Origin of the sequence: Streptomyces sp. NPDC003720, from assembly GCF_042875075.1 — a bacterium.
GTDB lineage: Bacteria > Actinomycetota > Actinomycetes > Streptomycetales > Streptomycetaceae > Streptomyces.
Genome location: NZ_JBIANZ010000010.1, coordinates 91,235 through 110,346, shown reverse-complemented (window position 1 = coordinate 110,346; position 19,112 = coordinate 91,235). Strand labels below are relative to the sequence as shown.

Sequence of the window (19,112 nt, the reverse complement as noted above, 5' to 3'; positions counted from 1 at the left end):
AGGGGCGGCCGCCCGGGCGGCCGCCCCTCGTCAGCGCCCGGTCACGGGCGCACGCGTCTTCGCCGCCGGTTACGGGCGCAGCGCCCGCAGCAGCAGGTCGGCGAGGTGGTCGGCGACCTGCTGCGGGGTGAGCGGACCGTCGGGGCGGTACCAGGTCGACAGGTGGTGGACCGAGCCGAAGTGGTAGTCCACGACCAGGTCGGCCGGGGTCGCGGTGGAGAAGACGCCCTCGCGCTGGCCCTCCTCGATGAGCGCGCGGAAGCCCTCGTGGTAGCGCCGGCGCTCGGCGCGCACCTGCTTGTTCTTCTCCGGGCTCAGATGGTGCATGGAGCGGAAGAAGATCATCGCGTCGTCGAGGTTCTCGATCGTCGTGACGACCACGTCGGCCGCCGCGCCCCTGAGCCGCTTCTCGACCGGCTCGTCCGCGTTCGCGAAGGTGTCGAGGCGCTCCTGCTGGATGCGCAGCACGCGCGCGTACACCTCGTGCAGGAGGTCGTCCTTGGAGCCGAAGTAGTGGTACAGCGCTCCCTTGGTGACGCCGGCCGCCTCCACGATCTCCTGCACCGAGGTGCGGTCGTAACCCTGCTCGGCGAAGAGGCGGGTGGCGGCGTCCAGCAGCCGCTGCGGGACGGGCGTCCCGTCTCCGTCCGTCGTCCTGGGCACTGCCGCCACCCGCCTTCCCGTCGTCACCGACTGTCGTTCCCGCTGCCCTGCGCCCGGGTGCGCAGTTCCCGCCGGAGGATCTTCCCACTCGCCGTCTTGGGCAGGTCGGGCAGGATCTCCACCTGGCGCGGGTATTTGTAGGCGGCCAGTCTCTCCTTGCAGTACACCGCGAGTTCATCCGGGTCCGGGTCGGCGCCCGGGCGCAGGCTGATGTACGCCTTGACGGTCTCGCCGCGGTAGCCGTCCGGGACGCCGACGACGGCCGCCTCCCGCACCGCCGGATGGGTGTACAGGACGTCCTCGACCTCGCGCGGCCAGATCTTGAAGCCGGACGCGTTGATCATGTCCTTCTTGCGGTCGACGACGTAGAGCCAGCCCTGCTCGTCCATGAACCCGATGTCGCCGGTGCGCAGTTCGCCGCCGGGGAAGGTCTCGGCGGTGGCGTCGGGGCGCCGCCAGTAGCCGGGGACGACCTGCGGGCCGCGTACGACGATCTCGCCCTGCTCGCCGAAGGGCAGCTCCTCGCCCAGGTCGTCCACGATCCGTACGACCGTGTCGGGGCCGGGCACGCCCACCGAGAGCGTCCCGGAGACCGGGTCCACGGGGGACTCCAGGCCGGGCGGCACGGAGGCGCAGGGCGCGGTGCACTCGGTGAGGCCGTACCCGGTGCGGATGTACGGCCCGAAGCGCTCGCGGAACCGCTCGACCAGGGCGGGCGGCACGGGGGCGCCGCCGGAGGAGATGTTCACGAAGGACGAGAAGTGCTCCGGGGTGACGTCCGGGTGCGCGGCGAGGGCCATGAAGGCGGTGGACGGGCCCACCGTGTAGTGCGGGCGGTGCTCGGCGAAGGCCGCCAGCACCACACCGGGCTCGAAGCGGTAGGTGAGCACCAGCGTGCCGGTGCTGTTCAGGCAGGCGCCGAGCTGGCAGACCATGCCGGTGATGTGGAACAGGGGCGCGAGCGCGTAGTACACGGGCGCCTCGGGCAGGCCCAGGCCGGTCCGCTGGCGCTCGGCGTTGTACATGATGTTGCCGTGCGTGTTGGTGGCGCCCTTGGGGGTGCCGCTGGTGCCCGAGGTGTAGCTGATCAGGGCGATGTCGCCGGGGCGCGGGTCGCGGCCCGCCGGGGCCCGGCCGCCCCGGCGGGCGACGGCCACGAGGTCCTCGGCGTCGGGGGCCTGGGGCAGCCGCTCGAAGGTGAGCACGCGCGCGTCGTCGCGGGTCTGGAAGTCGAGTTCGCAGCCGGTGAGCACGATCCGCACCGGCGAGTCGGCGGCCGTGTCCCGCAGGTACGACTCCCAGGCCCGGTCGGAGCAGATCAGCGCGGCGACCTCGCCGTCCCGCAGCACATGGGCCACCTCGGCCGACTTGTACATCGGGTTGACGGGCACGACGGTGGCGCCCGCCTTCCAGGCGCCGAGGACCGCGAGCACGAAGTGCGGGGAGTTCTGCAGCAGTACGGCCACCCGGTCGCCGCGCTCCAGGCCGCGCTCCGCGAGGTGGGCTGCGACCGAGTCGGTCAGGTCGTCGACCTCACGGTAGCCGAGGGAGGCGTCGAAGTAGGCGAGGAATGTGCGGTCGGGGGCCTCGGCGGCGGCCCGGCGCAGGGCGTGCACCAGGGAGTCGGCGGGGTCGACCGGGCCGCGCTGGGCCTCGTCGAGCAGGGCCAGCCAGGGGCGGGCCGCGTAGCGGGACTCGGTCACCGGGCCTCCTCCCACTTGCGCTGGATGTGGTTCATGCCGGCCAGCCAGCGGTCGGGGGTGGCGGCCCGCGCCTGGTAGTACTCGGCGACCTCGGGGTGCGGCAGGATCAGGAAGCGGTCCTCCTCGATGCCCCGGAACAGGGCGTCCGCGACGTCCTCGGGCTCGATCGCGGTGGGCTGCAGCACCAGGTCGCCCGCGCTGCCGGTGGCCGCCAGCATGTCGGTGCGCACGCCCTGCGGGCAGATGGCGTGCACCTTGACGCCCCGGTGGCGGTAGGTGAGCGAGAGCCACTCGGCGAAGGCCAGCGCGCCGTGCTTGGTGACCGCGTAGGAGGGGGCGCCGATCATGGTGAGCAGCCCGGCGGCCGAGACGGTGGAGACGAACCGGCCGGCACCGCGCTCCAGCCAGCCGGGCAGCAGCGCCTGGGCCGCGCGGACGTGCGCCATCACGTTGACGTCCCAGGACAGCGCCCAGGCCCGCTCGTCCAGCGGCGCGCCGGCCCCGCCGTCCTCGAAGGCGACGCCGGCGTTGGCGCAGTAGACGTCCACGGTGCCGCCGAGGGCGTCCCGGGCCTCGTCGACGACGGCGGAGGCGTCGCCGGGCACGGCGATCCCGCCGATCTCCGCTGCCACGGACTTGGCCTTGTCGGCGTCCAGGTCGTTGACGACCACGCGGGCGCCCTCGGTGGCGAACCGCCGGGCCAGCGCGGCCCCGATCCCCCCGCCCGCTCCGGTGACGACCACTCCCGCATCCTGCACGGCTTCCACCATCGGTCTCCTTCGACGCGACGCGACTCGGCTCAGCGACGGCCAGACTAACCGGTCGGTATGTGTGAGGGAAGGGCCGCCGGAGCAAACCTAGGCAGGCCCCGGGGGCGCGGGGCCGTACCGATGTGCGGTTCCGCGGCGCGGGCGCGACCCGCCCCGCACGGCCCGCACCTCCCCACCCACGGAGGTCTCCTCGTGCACCTGTCCAGACGGAGCGTACTGGCGGCGGCCACGGCCGGCGCGGCCCTCCCGGCGGCGCCGGCCCTGCTGGCGGCATCCAAGACCACCGCTTCCCTCCCGGCGGCGTCCACGGCCGCCGCCGGGCATCCGCGCACGGGTTTCGAGCGGCTCGCGGCCGACGGATACCGCCTTCTTGACGGCCGGCGCGTCGGCGTCGTCACCAACCCCACCGGCATCACCCGGGACGCCCGGCACATCGTCGACGTGATGCACGCGGACCCCCGGGTGCGGCTGACCGCCGTCTTCGGCCCGGAGCACGGCTTCCGGGGCACCGCCCAGGCCGGCGGCTCCGAGGGCCGCTACGACGACCCGGCGACCGGGCTGCCGGTGTACGACACGTACCTGAAGAGCGGCCGGCCGCTGGCCGACGTGTTCACCGCCTCCGGCGTGGACACGGTGGTCTTCGACATCCAGGACGTCGGCGCCCGGTTCTACACGTACATCTGGACCCTCTACGACTGCATGGAGGCGGCCGCGCTGGCGGGCAAGCGGTTCGTCGTGCTCGACCGGCCCAACCCGGTGACCGGCCGCTCGGCCCAGGGGCCGGTGCTGCACCGGGAGTTCGCCACGTTCGTCGGCCGGCAGCCGATCGCGCAGGCGCACGGGATGACGGTGGCCGAGCTGGCCCGGCTGTTCAACGGGGAGTTCCTGGACGAGCCCGTCCCGCTGGAGACGGTCCTGATGACGGGCTGGGGACGCGACCGGTTCTACGACGCCGCGGGGCTGCCCTGGGTGCCGCCCAGCCCCAACATGCCCACCCCGGACACCGCGCTGGTGTACTCCGGGACCTGCCTGTTCGAGGGCACCAACCTCTCCGAGGGGCGCGGTACGACCCGGCCGTTCGAGCTGCTCGGGGCGGAGGGCGTCGACGGGCGGTGGGCGGCCGAGGCCAACGGGACGGGACTGCCGGGGGTGCGGTTCCGGGAGGCGTACTTCGCGCCCACGTTCTCCAAGTTCCAGGGGAAGACGGTCGGGGGCGTGCAGATCCACGTGCACGACCGGGCCGCCTTCGACCCGGTGCGCACCGGCATCGCGCTGCTGGTGACCGCCCGGAAGGTATGGGACGGCTTCGCCTGGCGCCCGGACAACTGGATCGACAAGCTCACCGGCTCCACCCGGGTGCGGACGATGATCGACGCGGGCGCGGGCACCGACGAGGTCGTCGGCGCCTGGCAGGACGAGCTGGCGGCGTTCCGGAAGGTCCGCGCGGGATATCTCCTGTACAAGTGAGCCGCCCGCTCTGGCCAACTCCCCCGGGCGGCGGGACGATGCGCCCAGATCGCACCGTTTCGGGGCACGAGGGAGCCTGTCATGGCGGATCCTGGGATGAGCGTGACTCCCTACTGGGAGCTGACCTTCGACGCGGACGGCGACGTGGACGGCGCCGAACGGGACCGGCTGCGGGCGGGGCTCGGGGGCGGCGGCGTCCGTGACCTGATCGTCTTCGCGCACGGCTGGAACAACGACCGTTCGGGCGCCACGGCGCTGTACCGCGCGTTCTTCGCCCCGTTCCCGGGCCTCGCCCCGAGGGCCCGGATCGGGTACGTCGGCGTCGTCTGGCCGTCGATGCGGTTCAGCGACGAGCCGATCCCGGACCTGCCCCGGTCGGTCGCCGCCGTCGAGGCGCAGGCGGCACCGGGCCCGGCGCTGGACAAGGACACCCGGCGCGCCCTGCTGGGCGCCTTCCCGGACCGGGCCGCCGTGCTCGACCGGCTGGCCCGGCTGCTGGACGAGCGGCCGGCCGGGGACGAGGGGCTCGCGGAGTTCGGGCGGCTGGTGCGGCTGCTCGTCGAGCCGGGACCCGGCGGGCACTCGGCGGCGGACGTCCCGGAGGAGGACGATCCGGCCCTGTTCCGCTGCGATCCGGTGGCCGCCTGCGCGGAACTGGCCGACGCGTCGGCGGGGCTCGGCGCGCCGGAGGGGCTCACGCTGCCGAACCCCTGGGACGGCGCCAAGGAACTCCTGCGCCAGGCCGCGTACTACACCATGAAGCGGCGGGCCGGGACGGTCGGCGAGCGCGGGCTGGGTCCGGTCGTCGGGCGGCTGGCGGCCGCGGCGCCGGGCGTGCGGGTGCATCTGGTCGGGCACAGCTTCGGCGGGCGGCTGGTGTCGTTCGCGCTGCGCGGACTGCCCGCCGGGGTGCGCGCGGTGAAGTCCGTGACCCTGCTCCAGGGCGCCTTCTCGCACTACGCGTTCGCCGCCCGGCTGCCGCACGACCCGGGCCGCGCGGGGGCGCTCGAAGGCCGGCAGAAGCGGATCGACGGCCCGCTGGTGTGCTGCTACTCGCGCTTCGACTCGGCGCTCGCCACGTTCTACCCGCTGGCGTCGCGCTGCGCGGACGACGACCGCTCGGTCGGCGGCCTCGCGCTCGGCCGGATGCTGGGCGACCGGTGGGGGGCCATGGGCCACGACGGGGTGCAGGGGGTGCCGGGGACCGGCGCCCTGGACCTCGCCGCCGCCCTGCGCGGACCGCTGCCCGGGGCGGGCTGCGTGAACGTCGACGCGGCGGCGGTGGTGCGGCGCGGGGGCGCGCCGAGCGGGGCGCACAGCGACATCCTGCACCCGGAGCTGGCGCGGGTGGTGCTGGCGGCGGGCCGTATCGCCTGACCCGCCGCCGTCGCCGGGACGTCACCGCGGTGAGGTCACCGCCGGGGCGTCACCGGTGCGAGGTGTACTCCACGACCTGCTGGAAGGTCGGCCGGTTCTGCCAGCTGATCCTCCCGTGCTTGACGCCGCCCAGGGGCCGCTGCGCGATGGAGTCGGCGCACCACTGGTCGCCCGCCGAGCACTGGTCGTCGCCGGGGTAGACCTGGGCGGCGGTCTTTCCTGCGGCCTCCTTCAGGGTGCCGATCAGGACGTCCCGGCAGGCGCCCAGGGCGCCGCCGCCGCAGTACTTCTGCGCCAGGCCGTCCCGCACGGGCTCACCGAGCACCGCCCGGATGTCCTTGTCGACATAGCTCCACCAGCCGTACTGGAAGGAGCTGCCGGCGTGGGATCCGGTCGGGCCGTGGCCGGCCGACGGGGCCTCGTCCACGGGCAGGTTGCCGGTGAACGCGCTGTACAGGTCGGTGCCCAGGCCGGGTTCGAACTCGGCCTTCACCAGCAGCGGCCACCAGGCGTCCAGGATCCGGATGGCGTCCGCGTCGGCGTACTTCTTGGAGCCGGCCGAGGTCTCGGTGCGCTTCGCGCCCGCGGTCACCCACGCCTGGAGCCTGCTCACCGCCGCGGCGGCCGTGGGGTCGGTCACCGGCGACGATCCGATCACCTTCAGCAGCCTGGGCAGCACGTCCTCGGCCCGCAGGTCGGCAAGGGCCGCGTCCGCCATGGCCTGCACGAGCGCGGTGCGGGTCACCCCGCCGGCCGCGACGAGTTTCGCCACCCGGTCGTCGAGCAGGTCGCCGCGGTGCACGGAGCCGTCGCCCCAGGACGCGGTCGTGTAGTCGGCGGCCTGCTTGTTGTTCCAGGAGATGTAGTAGTCCTGGTCGGCCGAGTTCGGGTGGGCGGAGGCCGGGGTGTAGTCGGCCGTGTTGCCGGCCGGGTCCCAGTTCCGCCACTCGTAGGCCGGTTCGGCCAGCACCGGGAACTCCGCGTCGACGCCGCTCGCCCGGACCGGGTTGTCGCCGCTGTTGTAGTACGCGGTGTGCTGCGAGTCGGCGTAGAACCAGTTGAAGGTGTAGTTGATGTGCTGGGCCGCGCTCTGGAAGTCCTTCGGGCCCTTGACGTAGCCGGGGTCGTTGAGCATCTGGAAGCCGATGATGGAGTCGGCCTCGTGCAGGTAGGAGGAGCGCAGGGTGGTGTAGGCGACCTTCCTGCCGCCGACGGTCGCGCGGTACTGCACCGGTCCGTACTTCGTGCGCCACACCCGCATCGTGTACGAGCCCGCGGCGGTGCCGTCGGCCACGGTGGGCTTCCAGGCGTTCTTCCGCTCGACCTGCTCCATGGCCGTGCAGGTGCCGTGGTAGAGGTAGTGGTGGTCGTCCTGGCACAGCTCGACGGCGTAGGTGTCGATGATGTCCTGGCCGGAGGTGGTCGCGCTCCAGGAGTAGTCCTGGCCGCGGCCGAGTTCGACGTACATGCTCAGGCCCGCGAAGGAGGCGCCGCGGGCGCTGATGCCGGGCCCCTGGATCTCCTGCAGCAGGAGCAGCTGGGGTGCGAAGTAGCCGGTCTGCGGCCCGAAGACGGCGATGGGACGGCCGCCGGCGGTGTACTTGCCGCTGACCACGAGGGCGTTGGACATGCCGCGGCGGGCGGAGCTCAGGGAGGCCTTCGCCGCCGCGCCGGAGACGCTCTTCGCGCTCGCGGTGGCCGCGCTGCCGGTGCGGTCGTGGACGAGGGGCTCCGCGGTCACCGAGCCGGCGTCGGGCAGCGCCGTGCCCTTGGGGTCGGCGGGCCGGCCCGCGTACGGGAACCTCGTGCCGTCGTGGACGGTGAGGGCCGCCTCGGCGTCGTTGCGCATCCGGAACGACTCCCAGACCCTGGTGCCTTCGGCCACGCCGTACTTGGACTGGGCGGCGATCAGGGAGAGGGCGTTGTTCACCTCGCCGCCCCCGCCCGAGCCGAACAGCGAGCCGACGACGGAGGCCAGCGCCACCAGGTCGGTGATCTTGAAGTGGTCTATGGTGCCGGCGTTGGTGATGGAGTCCTTGTGGCCGGTCAGGACGTACTCGCCGGGGAAGTAACGGCCGCTGTCCGAGGCGTCGATGTAGGAGTTGATGCCGGCGAGGTAGGCGCTCGCGTCGGCGAGGGCCTGCTGGCCGCGGGCGCCGTTGTGCGCGACGGCGTTGTCGATCTGCGCCTGCAGATCGGCCTCGGTGTACGGCGCGTCGCGGTAGAACTGCTGCTCCAGGCCCTGGTTGGCGGCCGCGCCGCCCGCGAATCCGGTGAGCTGCCCGCGGCCCACGTGCCGGAAGACGTCCATCAGCCACAGCCGGTCCTCGGCGGCCGCGTAGCCCGCGCCGAACTCGGTGCCGTAGCGGGTGGTGCCTGTGATGTGCGGCACACCCGTCTTCTTGTCGCGGACGATGGTCACGTCGCCGCGGCCGGCCGGTTTCTCGGTGGAGGCGACCTGGTCGGAAGGGACGCCGAAGGACGCGTCGTTGAAGAAGGTGTTGATCTTCGCGTCGGTGAGTCCCCGGTATCCGGTCGCGAGGCCGGCGTAGGGGCCGAGCTGGTCCTCGGCGTGTGCGGGCTGGGTGCCGAAGGCCTGGTTGAGCAGGATCTGGGCGAGGGTGGCGTTGCCGTTCTCGCCGGGCGGCAGGATGTCCGAGCACTGGCCGCCGCAGTAGTCGTCCGAGGTCACGGCGGCTTGGGCGGCGGTGGCGTGGGTGAGCGGGGAGAGAAGTCCGGCGACGAGAACGCATATCGACGCCGTCTTCAGGAACCCGGTGAGCCTGCGGGGAGTTCTCAGTTTGTCGAGCAGCACGTTGCGTGGGGCGCGCCGTGGCATGGCAGCTCCTCCCGACGGGGGTGGGCCGGACGTTACCGCCGGTATCCCCGAGATTAAAGATGAACATGCGTCAACTTTCGGGGTCACCGGAAGGGCGCCCGGCGGTCAACCCGGGGCGCCTTATGGGAGGGCATCGGAAAACGGATGGAGCCGGATCGCGTGTCGACACGTCTATTCGGCGAGGTCGCGAGGAACCCGTACGACGACGGAGAAGTGACGCAAGAGCGGACGCAGATGTGACGGAGGTGCATGGCGATGGCCGGATTCCGAAGTCTGGCGAGACAGGTACGAGATCCGCGGTGTGATCTGGCGCTGCGGCGTTACTCGCTGCGCAAGTGCCTGGAGCGGTTCGCCCCTTATGGGCACCGGGCGACCTGGGACCATCTGTGCTCCCGGGCCGGTTTCGGTCCGGAGGACCGGTCCCCCGACCCGGTGCGGCTCGTGGCCGCGCTGGAGGAGCTGGAGGAGGCGCGGGCGGTCTGGCTGGGCTACGAGGCCGAGTTCGCCGAGCGCCGCAAGAAGGAGAAGCACGACGGGCTGCGCCGGCCGGGGACGGTGGACGACTGGCACCGGCTGACCTGGGGCGGGTTCGGCGTCGCCTGGTGCGACGACCCCCGGGTCCATCCCGACGAGCCGCTGGCGGAGGTGCTGCGCCGGCTCATCACCGCGCTGAACCGCGAACCGGGCGCGTGCTGCCCGGTGTGCGACGGGGAGCGGCTGGTGTGGAGGTACGGCCTCGACCACGAGCCGTCGTCCGGACCGGTCTGCGCGGACTGCGGCATCCTGGTGCCCCGGCCCGTGCTCACCCCGCAGGCGCTGGCGTACTCCAGAAGCGAACGCCTGCTGATGTCGGCCTGATCCGCGGGCCGGCCCGGCCGAGGGGGAACGCACCGGGGGTGTGCCGGGGAATGCCGCACCCCCGATGTACCCGGCCGCGGCCGCCTGTCAGTGGCCCCTGGCACCATCGGGGCATGGTGCAGGTATGTCTCAACGGACGCCGGTCGGCCGCCGACGGCGCCTGGGTGCCGTCGTCCCCCGAGGAGTTGGCGCGGTCCGCCGCCGAGGCCGTCGCGGCCGGCGCCACGGAGGTCCACGTCCACCCGAGGACGCCGTGCGGGCACGACAGTCTGTCCGCCCGGGTGCTCGCGCCGGTGCTCGAGGCGATACGGGCGCGGGTGCCGGTGCCGGTCGGGGTGACCACCGGAGCGTGGGCCGAGCCCGACCCGGCCGCGCGGCTCGACCGTGTGCGGGCCTGGTCGGTGCTGCCCGACTTCGCCTCGGTCAACTGGCACGAGCCGGGCGCCGAGGACGTCGCCGCGCGGTTGCTCGCCATGGGCGTCGGCGTCGAGGCGGGCATCTGGTCCGGCACGGACGCCGCCGCCCGGTTCGCGGACTCGCCGCTCGGCCCGAGGGTGCTGCGGGTGCTCGCGGAGGTGACGGACCCCTGCCCGGCGACCGCGGAGGCGACCGCGCGCGCCCTGCTCGCGCGCCTGGGCGCCGCGCACGGCCGCCCGGTGCTGCTGCACGGCGAGGAGGGCGGGGCCTGGCCGGTGCTGCGGCTGGCCGGGCGGCTGGGCCTCGCCACCCGGATCGGCCTGGAGGACACGCTGTTCCTCCCGGACGGGCAACGCGCGACCTCCAACGCCCAGTTGGTGGCGGAGGGACTGGTCCAGCACGAGTCGCCCCCGCGCTCGCCCTGACGCCGGGCGGCGGTTCGCGGCGGACGCGCGGCCGTGTCGCCCCCGGCCGGCCGCTACGGCCGTTCCGGCAGCAGGCGGGAGCCCGTCAGACGGCTGCCGGAGATGTCGTCCGGGTTGGACAGGACGCAGTTCTCCAACGACAGGCAGCCGCAGCCGATGCAGTCGGTGAGGTGGTCCCTGAGCCGGTTCAACTGGCGGATGCGCTCGTCGAGTTCGGACCGCCACGCCTGCGAGAGGCGGGCCCAGTCCTCACGGGTCGGGGTCCGCTCCTCGGGGAGCCGGGCCAGGGCCTCGCGGATCGTGGCCAGCGGGATGCCGACCCGCTGGGCCGCGCGGACGAAGGCGACCCGGCGCAGGGTGTCGCGGGTGTAGCGGCGCTGGTTGCCGGCGGTGCGACGACTGGCGATCAGACCCTTGGACTCGTAGAAGTGCAGGGCGGAGACGGCGGCGCCGCTGCGCGCGGCCAACTGGCCGACGGTCAGCTCGTGGACCTTCTCGGGGATCTGGGGCACTCCGCAGACCCTACCGACCCGACCGGCCCCGCATCCGTTGACATCGCCCCCACACCCGACCATGCTAAGCAGTTGCTTAGGAATACGAGCGAGAGGCCGGGAACATGGCAGAACCGAGGACCTTCACCTCCCCCGACGAACTGAAGGCCGCCGTGGGCGAGCAGCTCGGCCACACGGACTGGCTGGAGGTCGACCAGAAGCGGATCGACCTGTTCGCGGAGGCGACCGGGGACCACCAGTGGATCCACGTGGACCCGGAGAAGGCCGCCGCTGGGCCGTTCGGGACGACCATCGCGCACGGCTACCTCACCCTCTCCCTGCTGCCGCTCTTCGGCCCGCAGCTGCTCCGGGTCGAGGGCGTGCGGATGGGCGTCAACTACGGGACGAACAAGGTCCGCTTCCCCTCCCCCGTCCCGGTCGGCTCCCGGCTGCGCGCCACCGCGGTCATCACCGGCGTCGAGGACGTCAAGGACGGCATCCAGGTGACCCTCGCCTTCACCGTGGAGCGCGAGGGCGGGCAGAAGCCCGTGTGCGTCGCGGAGTCGGTGTCCCGGTACTACCTCTGAGCCGGGGCGTCCGGTTCGGAGGTACTACCTCTGAGCCGGCGCGTCCGGTTCGGCGCCCACCATGCGCAGCACGAGGTCGGCGTAGAGCGCGCCGACCTCCTCGGGCGTGCGGGGCCCGTCCACGTTGAACCAGCGGGCCACGTCGATGCACAGCGACAGCACCGCGAGCGTGGTGCCCTGCACGTCCGGCACCCGGAACTCGCCCGCGGCGATCCCGTCGTCGATGATGCCGCGCACCTCGGCGTCGACCTGGCGGCGCAGCGCGACGATCTCGGCGCGGGCCGCGGGGCCGAGCGCGTCGAGTTCGTACTGCACGACCCGCGCGGTGGTCCGCCGACCGGCGTGCCAGCGGACGAAGGAGCTGACCGCGTCGGCGAGCCGCTCGGTGGCGGTGCCCTCGCGGCCGGCCGCCGTGCGCAGGATGTCCAGGGCCTTGTCGTGGCCGATCCTGCTGATGCGGTGGAGCAGCTCTTCCTTGGTCTTGTAGTGGATGTAGAGCGCGGCCGGGCTCATACCGGCGCGGCCCGCGATGTCGCGGGTCGTCGTCGCGTGGTAGCCGCGCTCGGCGAAGGCCTCCACGGCGGCGACCAGCAGCCGCCGCGCCGCGTCAGGGGTGACCTGTTCCCACGGCTCGACCTCGCCGCCGGCCGTCTCCTCCGCCGTACTCATCGCTCGTTCGCCCCTCTCGGTGACAGGAGCACCACCATACCGCCGAAGGTGAGCGCTCGCTTAGAGCAGCCGCTCAGCGAGGTGGCGGACACGGGATCGCTCGGGGCCGCCCGGGACCGCTCAGAGCTTCTCGAAGGGGTCGTGCTCGGCGAGCAGCTTCTCCAGCCGGGCCTGGTCGACGCGGCTGACGATCTGCCCGGCCTCCTGCCGGTCCCGGATCACCTTGGCGAGGGTGAAGGCCGAGGTGACCAGGTAGAGGACGGCGATGGCCAGGAAGGAACGCACCCAGGCGTCGGCGTCCAGCCGGAGGATGCCGATGGCGGTGGCCGCCATGGCGACCGCGAAGGAGGCGACGGCCTGACCGTAGAAGGCGGCCGTGTTCTGCTGCTTGACCGGTGTTTCGCTCATGGACACGAGCATCGGCGGAGGCGGCTCCCGCCACATCCGCCGGAATACTCAGAACGGCTACTCAGGCCGGCCGGGGCGAACGGCTCAGAAGGCGGAGACCCCGGTGAGCTCCCGCCCGATGAGCAGCTTCTGGATCTGGCTGGTGCCCTCGTAGAGGGTCATCACGCGGGCGTCGCGCAGCAGTTTGCCGGCCGGGTACTCGTCGATGTAGCCGTAGCCGCCGAAGACCTGCAGGGCGTTGTTGGCGGCGCGGACGGCCGCCTCGGACGCGAACAGCTTGGCCTTGGAGGACTCGACGGCGAACGGCCGGCCGCGGTCGATCAGGTCGGCGACCCGCCAGGTGAGCAGCCGGGCGGCGTCCACGTCCACGGCGATGTCGCTGATCAGCTCCTGCACGAGCTGGTGCCGGGCGATGGGCTTGCCGAACTGCTCGCGCTCACCGGCGTAGCGCACGGCCGCGTCCAGCGCGGCCTGGGCTATGCCGACGCATCCGGCGGCGACCGACATCCGCCCCTTGGCCAGCGCGGACATGGCGACGGAGAAGCCCTTGCCCTCCTCGCCGACCAGCGCCGAGGCCGGCACCCGCACGTCGTCCAGGACCAGCTCGGCGGTGGCCTGGCCGCGCAGGCCGAGCTTGCCGTGGATGGTGCGGCGGGTCAGGCCGGGGGTGTCCGTCGGCACCAGGAAGGCGGAGACGCCCTTGTGCCCCGGGGCGTCGGTGGACCGGGCGAACAGGAGCACGACGTCGGCCCAGGTGCCGTTGGTGATGAACATCTTGGTGCCGCTCAGGACGAAGTCGTCGCCGTCGCGCACCGCCCGGGTGGAGAGGCTGCCCGCGTCGGAGCCGGTGCCGGGCTCGGTGAGGCCGAAGCAGCCGACGTACTCGCCGGCGGTCAGCCCCGGCAGCCAGCGCCGCTTCTGCTCCTCGCTCCCCCAGGCGGCGATCGACTTGGCCACCAGCCCGAGGGACACCGACACGATCCCGCGCACCGAGGAGTCGCCGCGCCCCAGCTCCTCCGTGACCAGGCAGTACGCGAGGTGGTCGCCACCGGAGCCGCCGTACTCCTCGTCGACGGTGAGCCCCAAAAAGCCGACCTCGCCGAGCTTCTTCACGATGGCCCGGTCGACCTCCTCGGCCCGGTCCCAGGCGACCACGTGCGGGGCGATCTCGCGCTCCACGAAGTCCCGGGCGAGCTGCCGTACGGCGGCCTGCTCCTCGCTCAGCTCCAGGTTCACCACGCGATCACCCCACACGGATACGGATCTTGAAAGACGTACATTTAAATTAGCACTGCTAGTTTCCACTCGCAGCCCTACTATGTGCGCCATGGCCCGACCGCGCAAGCCCCTCCTCAGCACCGACCGGATCGTCGAGACGGCCCGGGAACTCGTGGACGCGGAGGGCCTGGCGGCCGTCTCCACCCGGCGGCTCGCCGCCGAACTGGGCGTGAGCGGGCCCTCGCTCTACAACCACTTCCGCACCAAGGACGAGATCCTGGAGGCGGTCGCGGACTCGGTGAGCGGGCAGGTCGACCTGTCGATGTTCGAGGACGGCCGGGACTGGCGGACCGCGCTGCACGACTGGGCCGTCTCCTACCGGACGGCGCTGCGCGACCACCCCAACATCGTCCCGGTGCTCGCCCGCGGGCCCGGCCGCCGCCCCGCCGCGCTCCGGCTGGCCGACGCCGTGTACGGCGCGATGGTCGACGCGGGCTGGCCGCCGGCCCAGGCCACCTCGATCGGCGCGCTGATGCGGTACTTCATCATGGGCTCCGCGCTCGGCTCCTTCGCGGGCGGCTTCGTGGACGACGCGAGCGCCTACGACCCGTCCGACTACCCGCACCTCGGGCAGGCCCACCTGCTCGCCGAGCAGCAGGAGAAGATCGACGAGCGGGCCTTCGAGACCGGGCTGACCGCGCTGCTGGACGGGCTGGCGCAGCAGTACGAGGCGGCCCGGCAGAGCGTGTGAGGGCGCCCGGACACTTCGGTCCGCGCCGAAGCGTCGGTGCCGCATGCTGGGTGCATGACCGCCAAGGACGTCCGGGCCGCCGGACTCGCCGCGCTCGCCTCGCTCGTCGCCGACGAGACGCGGGCCGCCTGTCTGCTGGCGCTGCTGGACGGACGCGCCTGGACCGCCGGGGAACTGGCCCGGCACGCCGGGGTGGCCCCGTCCACGCTCAGCGAGCACCTGGGCAAGCTGGTCGCCGGCGGGTTGCTGGCCGAGGAGCGGCAGGGCCGGCACCGGTACGTGCGGCTGGCCGACGCGCGGGTGGCCCAGCTCCTGGAGGACCTGGCCGTCCAGGTGGCGCCCGACGACGCCGCACGCCCGCGCACCCTGCGGGCGTCGAGCGCGGGCTCGGCGATGGCCCGGGGCCGCACCTGCTACGACCACCTCGCCGGACGGCTGGGCATCGCGGTCACGGACGCGCTCACCGAGCGGGGGCTGCTGCGCCAGGACACCGGGTTCGCGCTGACGGACGCGGGACTGCGGTGGTACGGCACGGCGGGCATCGCCCTCGACCGGTCGGCCCGGCGCCCGCTGGCCCGGGCGTGCCTGGACTGGACCGAGCGGCGGCCCCATCTCGCGGGCACGGCGGGCGCCGCGCTGTGCCGCCACGCGCTGGAGGCGGGCTGGTGCGAGCGGATCGGGTCCGAGCGGGCGGTGCGGGTGACTCCGTCGGGGGCGCGGGCGCTGTACGAACTGCTGGGCATCGAGCGGGAGGCGCTGTGCTGAGAACGGGGGTGCGGGGCGTGCCGGTGGCCCGGTGCGGGCCCGCTCCGGCCGGCAGCGCCGTTCCACGCATCCCTCGGATCCTCCCCGGCGCCCCCGGCCGCAGGGCGCCGTCGCTTTTCCGCCAGCCGGCCTCACGCCGTCCCGCCTAGCCTCAGGAGCATGATGAGCAACGCCCCGCGTCACCCCCTGCTGCCCGCCGCGGCCGCCGTGTTCACCGTCGTGCTCTGGGCCTCCGCCTTCGTGGCGATCCGCAGTGCCGGCGACGCCTACTCGCCGGGTGCGCTGGCGCTCGGGCGGCTGCTGGCCGGAGCGCTCACGCTGGGCGTCCTGTGCGTCGTACGACGGGAGGGGCTGCCACCGAGGGCGGCCTGGCGCGGCATAGCCCTCTCCGGGGTGCTCTGGTTCGGGTTCTACATGGTCGCCCTCAACTGGGGCGAGCAGCGGGTGGACGCCGGCACCGCCGCCCTCGTCGTGAACGTCGGCCCGCTGCTGATCGCCCTGCTCGGGTCCCGGCTGCTGGGCGACCCCATGCCGCCGAGGCTGCTGGCGGGGATGGCGGTGTCCTTCGCCGGCGCCGTGACCGTGGGCCTTTCGATGTCGTCCGGGGGCGGCGGGGCCTCGCTGCTCGGGGTGGTGGCGTGTCTGCTGGCGGCGATGGCGTACGCCGCCGGGGTCGTGTCGCAGAAGCCCGCCCTCGGGCAGGCGAGCGCCCTGCAGGTGACGACGTTCGGATGTCTCGTCGGCGCGGTGGTGTGCCTGCCGTTCGCCGGACAGCTCGTGAGCGAGGCGGCCCACGCGCCCGTGTCGGCGACCCTGGACATGGTCTACCTGGGCGTCTTCCCGACCGCGCTGGCCTTCACGACCTGGGCCTACGCCCTCGCCCGCACCACCGCCAGCCGGATGGGCGCGACCACGTACGCCGTGCCGGCGCTGGTCGTGCTGATGTCGTGGCTGGTGCTCGGCGAGGTGCCGGGGGCGCTGACCCTGGTGGGCGGGGTGCTGTGCCTGGCAGGTGTCGCGGTGTCGCGGTCCAGGTCGGCCGGACGCTCGCGCCGGGTCGCGGCCGGGGAGCCGCGACCCGAGAAGGTGCGCTGAACCGGGCGGGCGCCGGCCGCCGGGTCGTGTCCGCGACGTCGCGTCGTGGTGCGTGCTCGGGCACTCCCCCGGCCGAAGGCCGGGGGAGTGCCAGCCTGGCCTAGAACACCACCAGCGCGCGGCCGCCCTTGCCCGCGAGCATGTTCTCGAACGCCGCCGGGATGCCCTCCAGGGCGATCCGCTCGGTGACCAGCACCGAGAGGTCGAGCCGGCCCTCCCGTACGTGCTCGGCGAGGACGGGCACGTCGCGGGCCGGGTCGGTGTTGCCGTAGACGCAGCCGGACAGGGTGCGGCCCCAGTGGAAGATCTCCAGGGCGTTGAAGGTGACCTCCTGGTCCTTGCCGCCGATGCCGACGACGGTCGTCCGGCCGCCGCGGCGGGTGGAGTCCCAGGCGGCGCGGATGCTGACCGCGCGGCCCACGCACTCCACGGCGACGTCGACGCCCTGCTTGCCGGTGAGGGCGCGGATCTCGCGCGCGGTGGCGTCGGAGGCGAGGACGTAGTCGGTGGCGCCGGCCGCGCGGGCCAGTTCCTCCTTCTCCGGCGAGACGTCCACGGCGATGATCCGGGAGGCGCCCGCGATACGGGCCGCCTGGAGCGTGGCGAGACCGACGCCGCCGGCGCCGAACACCGCCACCGTCTCGCCGTCGCGGACCCGTGCCGAGTGGTGGACGGCGCCGTAGCCGGTGAGGACGGCGCAGCCCAGCAGGGCGGCGTCGGTGAGCGGGACGCCGTCGGGCAGCGGCAGCACGCAGGACGCGGCGACCACCGTCTCCTCGGCGAACGCGGCGACGTTCAGGCCGGGGTGGAGTTCGGTGCCGTCGCTCGTGCGGGCGTGCACGCCCGCCGCGCCGGACAGGGCGTTGGCGCACAGCCAGACCTCGCCGAGCGCGCAGGCGTGACAGGCGCCGCAGGCCGGCGCCCAGTTGAGGACGACGGGGTCGCCCGGCGCGACATGGGTGACGCCCTCCCCCACGGACACCACGGTGCCGGCGCCCTCGTGGCCGAGGACCGCCGGGACCGGCACCCGCATGGTCCCGTTGGACAGGGACAGGTCGGAGTGGCAGACGCCCGCGGCGGCGAGGCGGACGCGGACCTGCCCCGGGCCCGGGTCGGGCAGTTCGATGCTGGTGATCTCCAGGGGTGCGCCGATGGCGGGCAGGACGGCGGCTCGTACGGCCATGGCTCGCTGGCTCCTCAGAACTGCAGGGACTTGGTCTGGAGGTACTCGGCCAGTCCGTGGCTGCCGAGTTCCCGGCCCACCCCGGACTGCTTGTAGCCGCCGAACGGGGCGAGCGGGTTGAACCGGCCGCCGTTGATGTCGACCTGGCCGGTGTCCATGCGGCGGGCGAAGGCCACCGCCTCGGACTCCTCCCCGGCCCAGACGGCGCCCGCGAGCCCGTACACGGTGCCGTTGGCGATGCGCAGGGCGTCCTCCTCGTCCTCGTAGCGCAGGACGGACAGCACCGGGCCGAAGATCTCCTCCTGGGCGACGGTCATCTCCGGGGTGACGTCGGCGAGGACCGTCGGGCTGACGAAGTAGCCCCGCTCGCGCGGTGCTTCGGGGCCGCCCGCGACCAGGCGGGCGCCCTCGGCGACGCCCTTCTCGATGTAACCGAGCACGCGGGCCTGCTGCTTGGCGTTGACGACCGGGCCGATGCGGTCGCCGTACTTGGCGGCGGCGGCCGCGGCCAGCTCGACGGCCTCGTCGTAACGGTCGCGGTGGACCAGCATCCGGGTCCAGGCGCTGCACGTCTGGCCGGAGTTGGACATCACGTTGGCGACGCCCACGCCCACCGCCCGGGCGAGGTCGGCGCTCGGCAGGATGACGTTGGCTGACTTGCCGCCCAGCTCCAGCGCCACCCGCTTCACGGCGGCGCCGGCCACCGCGCCGATCCGCCGGCCGACCGCCGTGGAGCCGGTGAAGGAGACCAGGTCGACGTCCGGGTGCTCGGCGAGGGCCTGCCCGGCGACCGGGCCGAGGCCGGTGACGAGGTTGAACACCCCGGCCGGGACGCCGGCCTCGTGGACGGCCTCGGCGAAGAGCTGGGCGGTGAGCGGGGTGTCCTCGGCGGGCTTGAGGACGACCGTGCAGCCGGCGGCCAGCGCGGGGGCGACCTTGGCGACGATCTGGTGCAGCGGGTAGTTCCAGGGGGTGATCGCGCCGACCACGCCGACCGGCTCGTGCAGCACGGTGGAGTTGCCGACCTTCTCCTCGAAGGAGTGGGTCGCGGCCAGCTCGGCGTAGGAGCCCGCGACCGCGATCGGCACGCTCGCGTGCACGGCCTGCGAGAACTGCAGGGGCGAGCCCAGCTCGGCGGTGACCGTCTCGGCGATCTCGTCCTTGCGGGCGACCAGGACGTCGCGCAGAGCGGTCAGGCGCGCGGCGCGCTCGGCGGGGGGCGTGGCCGCCCAGGCCGGGAAGGCCGCGCGGGCGGCGCGTACGGCGGTGTCGACGTCCTGCGCGTCACCGGCCGGGACCCGGCCGACGACCTGCTCGTCGGCCGGGTTCACGACCTCGATCACGTCCCGGCCGGCGGCGGGGCGCCAGGCGCCGTCGATGTACAGGCCGTCATGTGCCTTCATGCTGGTTCCTCCCGGCGGGTCTC

The 19,112-nt window shown here is 73.6% G+C and carries 18 protein-coding genes; 8 read left to right on the top strand and 10 right to left on the bottom strand.

The window, feature by feature from the left end; translation table 11 throughout:
- Positions 1-69: 69 nt before the first annotated feature.
- The 3 genes from ACFYU0_RS26740 to ACFYU0_RS26730 are packed head-to-tail and all read right to left on the bottom strand — an operon-like array spanning position 70 to position 3,136.
- The gene (locus ACFYU0_RS26740) at positions 70-663 is read right to left on the bottom strand and encodes a TetR family transcriptional regulator (protein WP_199209961.1); all 594 of its coding nucleotides are present in this window, start codon (positions 661-663) and stop codon (positions 70-72) included.
- Positions 664-686: 23 nt separating this feature from the next.
- Entirely contained in the window at positions 687-2,366 is a 1,680-nt protein-coding gene (locus tag ACFYU0_RS26735; protein ID WP_389304648.1) for a class I adenylate-forming enzyme family protein, read from the bottom strand.
- A complete protein-coding gene (locus tag ACFYU0_RS26730) occupies positions 2,363-3,136 on the bottom strand; it encodes an SDR family oxidoreductase (RefSeq protein ID WP_389304646.1) in 774 nt (257 codons plus the stop codon). The genes ACFYU0_RS26735 and ACFYU0_RS26730 overlap by 4 nt, the downstream gene beginning before the upstream one ends.
- A 192-nt stretch (positions 3,137-3,328) precedes the next feature.
- Between ACFYU0_RS26730 and ACFYU0_RS26725 the strand changes: the two genes are divergently transcribed.
- Complete coding sequence (locus ACFYU0_RS26725) at positions 3,329-4,603, top strand: exo-beta-N-acetylmuramidase NamZ domain-containing protein (RefSeq protein WP_389304644.1); 1,275 nt, start codon at positions 3,329-3,331, stop codon at positions 4,601-4,603.
- 81 nt (positions 4,604-4,684) lie between these two features.
- Positions 4,685-5,980, top strand: coding sequence for a serine-threonine protein kinase (locus ACFYU0_RS26720; protein WP_389304642.1), 1,296 nt, complete (start codon positions 4,685-4,687; stop codon positions 5,978-5,980).
- A 49-nt stretch (positions 5,981-6,029) separates the two neighbouring features.
- Here the strand turns inward: ACFYU0_RS26720 and ACFYU0_RS26715 are convergent, their stop codons facing one another.
- Complete coding sequence (locus tag ACFYU0_RS26715) at positions 6,030-8,819, bottom strand: penicillin acylase family protein (RefSeq protein ID WP_389304640.1); 2,790 nt, start codon at positions 8,817-8,819, stop codon at positions 6,030-6,032.
- A 255-nt stretch (positions 8,820-9,074) separates the two neighbouring features.
- Here ACFYU0_RS26715 and ACFYU0_RS26710 point away from each other — a divergent pair, with 255 nt between their 5' ends.
- Together ACFYU0_RS26710 and ACFYU0_RS26705 are read left to right on the top strand one after the other, a co-directional pair.
- On the top strand, positions 9,075-9,677 hold the full coding sequence (locus tag ACFYU0_RS26710) for a hypothetical protein (RefSeq protein ID WP_351671114.1): 603 nt from the start codon (positions 9,075-9,077) through the stop codon (positions 9,675-9,677).
- 113 nt (positions 9,678-9,790) lie between these two features.
- A complete protein-coding gene (locus tag ACFYU0_RS26705; protein ID WP_351671112.1) occupies positions 9,791-10,519 on the top strand; it encodes a 3-keto-5-aminohexanoate cleavage protein in 729 nt (242 codons plus the stop codon).
- Between the two features lie 53 nt (positions 10,520-10,572).
- Here ACFYU0_RS26705 and soxR read toward each other — a convergent pair whose 3' ends face one another.
- On the bottom strand, positions 10,573-11,031 hold the full coding sequence (soxR, locus tag ACFYU0_RS26700; protein WP_351671110.1) for a redox-sensitive transcriptional activator SoxR: 459 nt from the start codon (positions 11,029-11,031) through the stop codon (positions 10,573-10,575).
- 104 nt (positions 11,032-11,135) lie between these two features.
- Between soxR and ACFYU0_RS26695 the strand changes: the two genes are divergently transcribed.
- Positions 11,136-11,597: a MaoC family dehydratase gene (locus ACFYU0_RS26695; protein ID WP_351671108.1), complete on the top strand. Its 462-nt coding sequence runs from the start codon at positions 11,136-11,138 to the stop codon at positions 11,595-11,597.
- Between the two features lie 24 nt (positions 11,598-11,621).
- Here ACFYU0_RS26695 and ACFYU0_RS26690 read toward each other — a convergent pair whose 3' ends face one another.
- From ACFYU0_RS26690 to ACFYU0_RS26680, 3 genes are all read right to left on the bottom strand, one after another.
- Positions 11,622-12,266 carry a TetR/AcrR family transcriptional regulator gene (locus ACFYU0_RS26690; protein WP_351671106.1) on the bottom strand — a complete coding sequence of 215 codons (645 nt, stop codon included), beginning with the start codon at positions 12,264-12,266 and terminating at the stop codon, positions 11,622-11,624.
- A 120-nt stretch (positions 12,267-12,386) separates the two neighbouring features.
- Positions 12,387-12,674 (bottom strand): YiaA/YiaB family inner membrane protein, encoded by a 288-nt coding sequence (locus ACFYU0_RS26685; RefSeq protein ID WP_351671104.1) that lies wholly within the window; start codon positions 12,672-12,674, stop codon positions 12,387-12,389.
- Between the two features lie 84 nt (positions 12,675-12,758).
- A complete protein-coding gene (locus ACFYU0_RS26680; RefSeq protein ID WP_389304815.1) occupies positions 12,759-13,910 on the bottom strand; it encodes an acyl-CoA dehydrogenase family protein in 1,152 nt (383 codons plus the stop codon).
- Positions 13,911-14,001: 91 nt separating this feature from the next.
- Between ACFYU0_RS26680 and ACFYU0_RS26675 the strand changes: the two genes are divergently transcribed.
- The 3 genes from ACFYU0_RS26675 (at position 14,002) to ACFYU0_RS26665 (ending at position 16,503) form a co-directional block, all read left to right on the top strand.
- Positions 14,002-14,643, top strand: a complete 642-nt coding sequence (locus ACFYU0_RS26675) for a TetR/AcrR family transcriptional regulator (RefSeq protein WP_389304637.1) — start codon at positions 14,002-14,004, stop codon at positions 14,641-14,643.
- A 54-nt stretch (positions 14,644-14,697) separates the two neighbouring features.
- Positions 14,698-15,408 (top strand): winged helix-turn-helix domain-containing protein, encoded by a 711-nt coding sequence (locus ACFYU0_RS26670; protein WP_351671100.1) that lies wholly within the window; start codon positions 14,698-14,700, stop codon positions 15,406-15,408.
- A 159-nt stretch (positions 15,409-15,567) separates the two neighbouring features.
- A complete protein-coding gene (locus ACFYU0_RS26665) occupies positions 15,568-16,503 on the top strand; it encodes a DMT family transporter (RefSeq protein ID WP_351671098.1) in 936 nt (311 codons plus the stop codon).
- A gap of 100 nt (positions 16,504-16,603) precedes the next feature.
- On the opposite strand, the gene ACFYU0_RS26660 is transcribed toward ACFYU0_RS26665, so the two are convergent.
- Positions 16,604-17,686: a Zn-dependent alcohol dehydrogenase gene (locus ACFYU0_RS26660; protein ID WP_389304636.1), complete on the bottom strand. Its 1,083-nt coding sequence runs from the start codon at positions 17,684-17,686 to the stop codon at positions 16,604-16,606.
- Between the two features lie 14 nt (positions 17,687-17,700).
- Positions 17,701-19,089, bottom strand: a complete 1,389-nt coding sequence (locus ACFYU0_RS26655; protein WP_351671094.1) for an aldehyde dehydrogenase family protein — start codon at positions 19,087-19,089, stop codon at positions 17,701-17,703.
- Positions 19,090-19,112: the final 23 nt, after the last annotated feature.